This window comes from Hydrogenophaga sp. (assembly GCF_041633695.1).
GTDB lineage: Bacteria > Pseudomonadota > Gammaproteobacteria > Burkholderiales > Burkholderiaceae_C > Hydrogenophaga.
In genome coordinates this window covers 1-7,146 of record NZ_JBFJMY010000207.1, presented here as the reverse complement: position 1 = coordinate 7,146, position 7,146 = coordinate 1, and the positions used below count along the sequence as shown (strand labels likewise).

Here is a 7,146-nt window from a genome sequence, read left to right as displayed (position 1 = left end):
GGCTGCAACCCCTGGGCGGGCGCAAGGACCGCTGACTCTGGATGGCGTGGAGCACGCGTACCAGCTGCTGGCGGGCCGCGCCATGGGCGCGCCCTCGGCGCGCGGCGGCGGCTTTGACGATCCGACGGGCGACGCCCTTGTGCTGATCCTGCGCGAATGCATGCACCACCTGGGCATGCACAGCCTGCGCACCGAGCCCTGAGCGCCCGCGCCGCACCGGGCGCGCTGTCACGGATTTTTAACAAGCTTGACTTATTCTGGGCTTTGCCGGATTCTGCGATGCTGCGAGCCCGGCGCCGTCCCGTGGACCGTCCTGCGGGCACTCTGTCACTTCAACAACGAAAGCGAGCTTTCCATGAGACACCAGATGACCCGTATCGTGCTCGCCGCCCTGATCGCGGTCGCGGGCAGCGCCCACGCGCAAGACAAGACCCTGCGCCTGCTCACCTGGGGGGGTTATGCGCCCAAAGAGGTGGTGGAGCAGTTCACCAAAGAGACCGGCTACAACGTGGAGGTGACCACGTCCAACAACGAAGAGATGATCTCCAAACTGCGCGCCACCGCCGGTGCCGGTTTCGATCTGGCCCAGCCCAGCCAGGACCGCATCGCCGGGCCGCAGACCGAATTCCGCATCTACAAAGCCATGGACCTGAGCAAGGTGCAGGCGGCGCAGTTCATTCCGTCCATGCTGGACGCGACCAAGAAAAACACCACGGTCAAGGGCAAGGTCTATGGTCTGCCGCACATCTGGGGCACCGACGGCCTGGTGGTGAACACCAAGACCTCCAAGGCCATGGACTACACCGACCTGTGTGCGGCGGAGAACGCGGGCAAGGTCAGCATGCGCCTCAAGCGCCCGACGCTGATCGCTTTTGCCTTCGCCAGCGGCAAGGATCCGTTTGCGCTGTACAACAACCCCAAGGCCTATGGCGCTCTCATGGACGACATGGGCAAGAAACTGATCGAGTGCAAGAAGAACGTCAAGTTCTACTGGGACGGCAAGGACCAGTTGCTGGCCGGCATCCGTTCGGGTGAACTGACCACGGCCATGATGTGGGACACCGGGGGCTGGCAGTTGAACAAGGACAACGCCGACGTGAAGTTCGTGGCGCCAAAATCGGGCGCCCTGGGCTGGGTCGACACCTTTGCCATTCCCGCCAAAGGCAAGAACGACGCCGCCGCCTACGCCTGGATCAACTTCAATATGCGGCCCGAGATCGCGGCCAAGGTGGCCAGCTCGGCCGGCAACTTCACCGCCAGCAAAGGCGCCGACAAGTTGATGGACGCCACGCTCAAGCAGCAGTTTGCCGACAGCTTCCCCGATGCCGCGTTGCAAAACATCAAGTGGTACCCCGCCGTGCCCGCCGGCATTGAAGACATCGAAGGCCGGGTGCTCGACCGCGTCAAGGCCGCGCCATAAACCCGGTGGTGGCGATGCAGGCCACTGCCACCAGCGCCACCCCCGGCGGGAGCATGGGTCACGCCGTTAACGCCGGTCAGGCCGACCTGGACATCCAGCATCTGCAAAAGCGCTACGGCGCTTTTGCAGCGGTCGACGACCTGAGCTTCCAGGTGCGCCAAGGCTCGTTCTTTTCCATTCTCGGCCCCTCGGGCTGTGGCAAGACGACCTTGTTGCGCATGGTGGCGGGCTTCATCGTGCCCGACAGCGGCGACATCCGCATCAAGGGCGCGTCCATGCACAACGTGGCGCCCAACCGGCGGCCGGTCAACATGGTGTTCCAGCACCTGGCGCTGTTTCCCATGATGAGCGTGGGCGAGAACATCGCCTACGGGCTGGAGCGGCGTGGCCTCAAACGCGCGGCAGCGCAGGGCAAAGTGGTCGATATGCTGCGCCGCGTGGGCTTGCCCGGCAGCGAAGACAAACGCATCGACCAGCTCTCGGGTGGGCAAAAGCAGCGCGTGGCCATCGCCCGCTCGCTGGTGTTGGAGCCCGCCCTGCTGCTGCTCGACGAACCCCTGGGCGCGCTCGATCTGAAACTGCGCGAGCACATGAAAGTGGAGCTCAAACAATTGCAGGCCGAGGTGGGCACCACCTTCGTCTACATCACGCACGACCAGTCGGAAGCCTTGGTCATGTCCGACCAGGTGGCGGTGATGAACCACGGCCGCTTCGAACAAGTGGGCAGCCCGCAGCAGCTCTACTACCAGCCGCAGACCGCGTTTGTGGCGGGCTTTGTGGGCAACAACAACCGGTTCGAGGGCCGCATCGAATCCCGCAACGGCGAGCAGGTGCTGCTGCGCACGGCCAGCGGCCTGTCGCTGTGGGCGCAGCGCGTGGGCACGGTAGACCTTGGGCAGGCGGCGCTGCTCTTCATTCGCCCCGAAGCGATCGAGATCGGTCGGCTCCCGAACGAACTGCCACCCGGCCAACCGGCCTGGAGCGCGCGCGTGCAAAGCGTGTTGTTCGACGGCGGCAACTCCACCGTGCAGGTGCTGGAGACGGGTAGCCAGACGCCGCTGCACATCGCCTTGCCGCTCACGGGCCGCCTGGCCGATCTGCGGGCGGGCGACACGGTGCACTTTGCCTACCAGCCCGCACAGGCCTGGTGTTTTGAAAAATGACACCCACCCCCGTCGCTTACCCACTGCGTGTGGACGCATCCCCCCGCAAGGGGGCGACACCAGCCGCCCGGCAAAGCCGGGCCGACGGTGTCTCTCGGGTGGTTCCCGGCGTGCGCGGCACCGAGGAGCCTTGGACGTGAGTTCCGTTGCCACCACCCGCCGCTGGATGCTGGGCTTGTTGCTGGCCCCGGCGCTGTTGTGGCTGGCGGGGCTGGTGATCCTGCCGCATGTGGAGCTGTTGCTGCTCTCGCTGCAGGCGCGGGTGGGGCCGGGTGAATACGCTTTCAGCGCCGACCAGTACCGCACCTTTGTGGACGAGCCCCTGTACTGGAACACCTATGTGCGCACGGCCACCTTGTCGGTGCTGGCCACGGCGCTCACGCTGTTGCTGGCCTTTCCCACGGCCTGGATGATTGCCAAGGTGGCGCGGGGCCGCGCCAAGACCGCGTTGCTGATCCTGTGCCTGTTGCCGTTCTGGGTCAGTGAGATGGTGCGCACTTTGGGCTGGTTGATACTGCTGCGCGAAACCGGTGTGGTGTCCAGCCTGTTGCAAGCCGTGGGCTTGGCCGACCAACCGGTGGAGCTGCTGTACCACGACGCCACCATTCTGGTGGGCCTGGTCTACGCCTCGCTGCTGTTCATGGTGATCCCGCTGGTCAACAGCCTGGAGAGCCTGGACGACAGCCTGATCGAAGCCGCCTACGACCTCGGCGGGTCGACCGCCAACATCGTGCGCCGCATCGTCATCCCGCACGCCGCGCCCGGCATCGCGGCCGGCTGCATCGTGGTCTTCATGCTCTGCCTGGGCAATTACCTCACACCCACTTTGCTCGGTGGCAAAAATTCGCAGTGGTTCACCGAGCAGATCTACACCCAGTTCATCACCCGCTTCAACTGGAACCAGGGCGCGGCCTTTGGCTTTCTGTTGTTGTTCCTCTCCAGCGCGCTGGTGTGGGCCGGGCTGCGCCTGACCGGGCAGCGCTTTGGCTCGGCCATGAAATCGTGATCCCAAGCCTGCCGCGCCCCGCCATCCAGCGCTTCGGCCTTGCGGCCTTTGTGCTGGGCTTCTTCGTTTTCCTGTTTGTGCCGCTGCTGGTGGTGGCGGTGTTCGCCTTCAACAACGCCGAACACCCCACGCCGCCCTGGATGGGTTTCACGCTCGACTGGTTTCTGGCGCAGAGCGATGCCCGCACCGGCCTGCTGTTCGATGCCGAGCTGTTGCAAAGCATGGCCGTGAGCACCTGGGTGGCGCTGTGGGTCACGGTGCTCTCGGTTGGCGTGGGCACCTGCAACGCCTTCTTGCTGGAGCGTTTCGAATTTCCCGGCAAGGGCCTGATCGCGGTGCTGAGCATGTTGCCGCTGGTGATCCCGGGTGTGATCCTGGGCATCTCCATCCTGGCCTTTGCCAGCCGCATCGCCAACTTCGCCGACGACACCTGGGGCCTGGAACTGGAGTTTCTGCGCCCCGGTTTGCCGCTGGTGGTGCTGGGCCAGTTCAGCTACATCGTCACCATCGCCACCCTCACGGTGTCGGCCAGCTTGCGCCGTTTCGACCGCACGCTGGAAGAGGCGGCGCTGAACCTGGGCGCGAGCCGCGCGGCGGTGTTGTGGACCGTGACCCTGCCGTATCTGCGCCCGAGCATGATCGGCGCGGCGGCGATGGCGTTTTTGATGAGCTTCGAAAACTTCAACACCACCTTGATGCTGGTGGGCTCCGACTCGCCACTCACCATCCTCATGTACAGCCGCATGCGCGAGGGCGCCACACCGGTGCTGAATGCGGTGAGCCTGTTTCTGATGGTGGCGTCTGCGGTGCTGGCCTTGCTCTTGCTGCGGGGCAGTGGCCAGTCGAGGCAAGCCGCCGGGCCTTGAACAGCTCCCGGCCGTGGCCTAGTGGCCGCGGTGGCGCCGCAAGGTCTGGGAAGGCAGTTCGCCAAACATGTCCTGGTAGTCCTTGGCGAAATGCCCGAAGTGCCAGAACCCGTGTTGGGTGGCGGCGTCGGTCACCGAGGCGGCGCTTTTGAGCGACTTGCGCGCAGCACCCAGGCGGGCCACGCGCAAATAGCTCAGCGGGCTGATGCCCAGCACCCTGTGAAAACCGCTTTGCAGCGTGCGCCGACTCACGCCCAGATGGCCACACAGCTCGGCGATGGTGGGCGGTTGTGCGAGGTCGTCACCGACCAGGCGCTGGGCCTCTCGCACCATGTGCCAGTGGCCCAGCGGCTGCTCGCCCGCATCTGCGGCTTGCGCATGCAAGGCGGTCACCTTTTCCAGCAAAGCGTCGACCATGCCGGCGCGCAGCGTGGGCAAGGCCAGCAAGCTGGGCGTGAAATGCAGCGCTTCAAACAACAGCACCAGAAACTGCCGCAGTTCGACCAAGGCCACCGGGTCGGCGCGGTGGATGCCGGCGCCGCCCGGGAACGCCGGGCCGTCTTCACCCCGCGGGTGCACCGAATGCGCCAGCTCGGGTGCCAGTTCGACGCCCAGCATCACGTGTTCGCTGGCGGTGCGGAATTCAAAGCCCGAGCTGCCCGAGAACACGTGCAGCGTGTCCAGCCCACAAGGCTTGCCACAGAACAGGCCCGGCCCACTGCTGGCCAGGGGCACACCCAGGGCCAGCGTGCCGCTGGCCAGAGAGCCGGTCTGGTAGACCGAGGTCTTCAGGCCTTCGCGAAAGACGCGCACGCCGTCCAGATCGAGCTGGCGTATGTCGCCCTGAAAGCCGCCCGCGCACAACTGCATATACGACTGGTTCCAGCCGTTGAGCGCAGCGGCCTGCTCGTCCACATCCGCGTAGGCGGCGTCCAGCAGGGCCGGTAGGGCCGGGCCGGTGCTTGCCGATTTGGGATGGTGGGACATAAGCCCACGATTCTGCAAAAAACATGCCCGGCTGCACCAGAGGGTTTGCCCCGGGCCGATGAGCGGTCAAGCGGCTTTCCGAAACCGGATAGCCGGGCGTGCCCTGCCTCTACAGAATCGGTCGCAGTTCACCGGGTCTTGAGCGTCCTTTCCATTTTGCACAAGGAGTTTTCCATGTCGGAGCATTCAGGCGTCACGTACACCAAGGTCGATCGCAGCTATTTTGAAAAGCGCGGCTTGCGGCGCTACGCCGGAGTGTGGTCGCTCTGGGCACTGGGTGTGGGGGCGGTGATTTCGGGGCACTTCTCGGGCTGGAACCTGGGCCTGGCCAACGGCTGGGGCAGCATGCTGTTTGCCACCATCGTCATTGCCATCATGTACCTGGGGCTGACCTTTTCGCTGGCCGAAATGTCACCCGCTCTGCCGCACACGGGCGGTGCGTATTCGTTTGCGCGCACCGCCATGGGGCCGTGGGGCGGCTTTCTCACCGGCTTGTCCGAAAACGTGGAATACGTGCTCACCCCGGCGGTGATTGTGTATTTCATCAGCAGCTACATGGGCGGCATCTTTGAAACCCCGGACGCTTATCTGCCGCTGTGGTGGATCGGTTTTTACGTGTTCTTCGTCGGGCTGAACATCGTGGGCGTGGAACTGTCGTTCAAGGTCACGCTGGTGATTACCTTGCTGGCCTTGTCGTGTCTGGTCGTGTTCTGGGTCAGCTCGGTGGGCCACCTGGACTTCAACCGCTGGGCCATGAACGTGGGCGAGGGCGGTGCCGTGCTGCCCGAGGGCAATGGCCCGCTGCTGCCGCTGGGCGTCACCGGCATCCTGGCGTCCATGCCGTTTGCGGTGTGGCTGTTCCTGGCCATCGAGCAGTTGCCGCTGGCGGCCGAAGAATCGGTCGATCCCCAGCGCGACATGCCGCGCGGCATTCTGGCGGGCATCTTCACGCTGATTTTTTCGGCCTTCATGGTGTTGTGGATCAACCCTTCCATCGTGGGCATTGGTTCACACGCCTTGGGCACCTCGGGCGAACCTTTGCTGGATGGTTTCAAGGCCATTTACGGCGACGGCATTGCCAAGGTGCTGGCGCTGGTGGCGGTGCTGGGGCTGGTGGCCAGTTTTCACACCATCATCTTCGCCAAAGGGCGGCAAATTTATTCGCTCAGCCGGGCCGGGTATTTCCCATCGGTGCTGTCGGTCACCCACGGCAGCCGCAAGACGCCGCATCTGGCCATGATGCTGGGCTCGGTGGTGGCGCTGGCGGTGATGTTTGTGTTGTGGTTCTCGCTTGGTGCCGACAAGGGCGCGGCGGTGATCGGTGGCACCTTGCTCAACATGGCGGTGTTTGGCGCCATGTTCTCTTACATCATGCAGGCGCTGTCCTTCATCCGGCTGCGCAGCAAGATGCCGAACATGGAGCGCCCTTACCGCAGCCCGCTCGGTGTGCCGGGTGCCGCGCTCACGGTGCTGATCGCCGTGGTGACGCTGTACTTCCAGCTCAGCGACCCGACCTACCGCACCGGCGTGGTGTGGGTGGCGATCTGGTTTGCGATCGGCATTGCCTACTTCGCGCTGATCGGTCGCAACCGGCTCATCTTGTCGCCGGAGGAAGAGTTTGCGATGCAAATGACCGAGCAAGGTGGCAGGAAAGCTTGAGGGGTGTAACGTCACCAGGTCTTAGGCAACTCCATCTCCGGCAGT

The 7,146-nt window shown here is 64.5% G+C and carries 6 protein-coding genes and 1 pseudogene; 6 read left to right on the top strand and 1 reads right to left on the bottom strand.

What is annotated here, in order from left to right; translation table 11 throughout:
- The 5 genes and pseudogenes from ABYB95_RS13475 to ABYB95_RS13455 form a co-directional block, all read left to right on the top strand.
- Window positions 1-202, top strand: a pseudogene (locus tag ABYB95_RS13475) (hypothetical protein); the annotation flags it as partial.
- 165 nt (window positions 203-367) lie between these two features.
- Window positions 368-1,420 (top strand): extracellular solute-binding protein, encoded by a 1,053-nt coding sequence (locus ABYB95_RS13470; protein ID WP_372659075.1) that lies wholly within the window; start codon window positions 368-370, stop codon window positions 1,418-1,420.
- A 53-nt stretch (window positions 1,421-1,473) separates the two neighbouring features.
- Window positions 1,474-2,583, top strand: a complete 1,110-nt coding sequence (locus ABYB95_RS13465) for an ABC transporter ATP-binding protein (RefSeq protein WP_372659074.1) — start codon at window positions 1,474-1,476, stop codon at window positions 2,581-2,583.
- Between the two features lie 136 nt (window positions 2,584-2,719).
- Window positions 2,720-3,589, top strand: coding sequence for an ABC transporter permease (locus ABYB95_RS13460; protein WP_372659073.1), 870 nt, complete (start codon window positions 2,720-2,722; stop codon window positions 3,587-3,589).
- On the top strand, window positions 3,586-4,455 hold the full coding sequence (locus tag ABYB95_RS13455) for an ABC transporter permease (RefSeq protein WP_372659072.1): 870 nt from the start codon (window positions 3,586-3,588) through the stop codon (window positions 4,453-4,455). Before ABYB95_RS13460 ends, ABYB95_RS13455 begins: the two co-directional genes overlap by 4 nt.
- An 18-nt stretch (window positions 4,456-4,473) precedes the next feature.
- Here ABYB95_RS13455 and ABYB95_RS13450 read toward each other — a convergent pair whose 3' ends face one another.
- Complete coding sequence (locus ABYB95_RS13450) at window positions 4,474-5,442, bottom strand: helix-turn-helix domain-containing protein (protein ID WP_372659071.1); 969 nt, start codon at window positions 5,440-5,442, stop codon at window positions 4,474-4,476.
- Between the two features lie 174 nt (window positions 5,443-5,616).
- Here ABYB95_RS13450 and ABYB95_RS13445 point away from each other — a divergent pair, with 174 nt between their 5' ends.
- Window positions 5,617-7,101, top strand: a complete 1,485-nt coding sequence (locus tag ABYB95_RS13445) for an amino acid permease (protein WP_372659070.1) — start codon at window positions 5,617-5,619, stop codon at window positions 7,099-7,101.
- Window positions 7,102-7,146 lie beyond the last annotated feature (45 nt).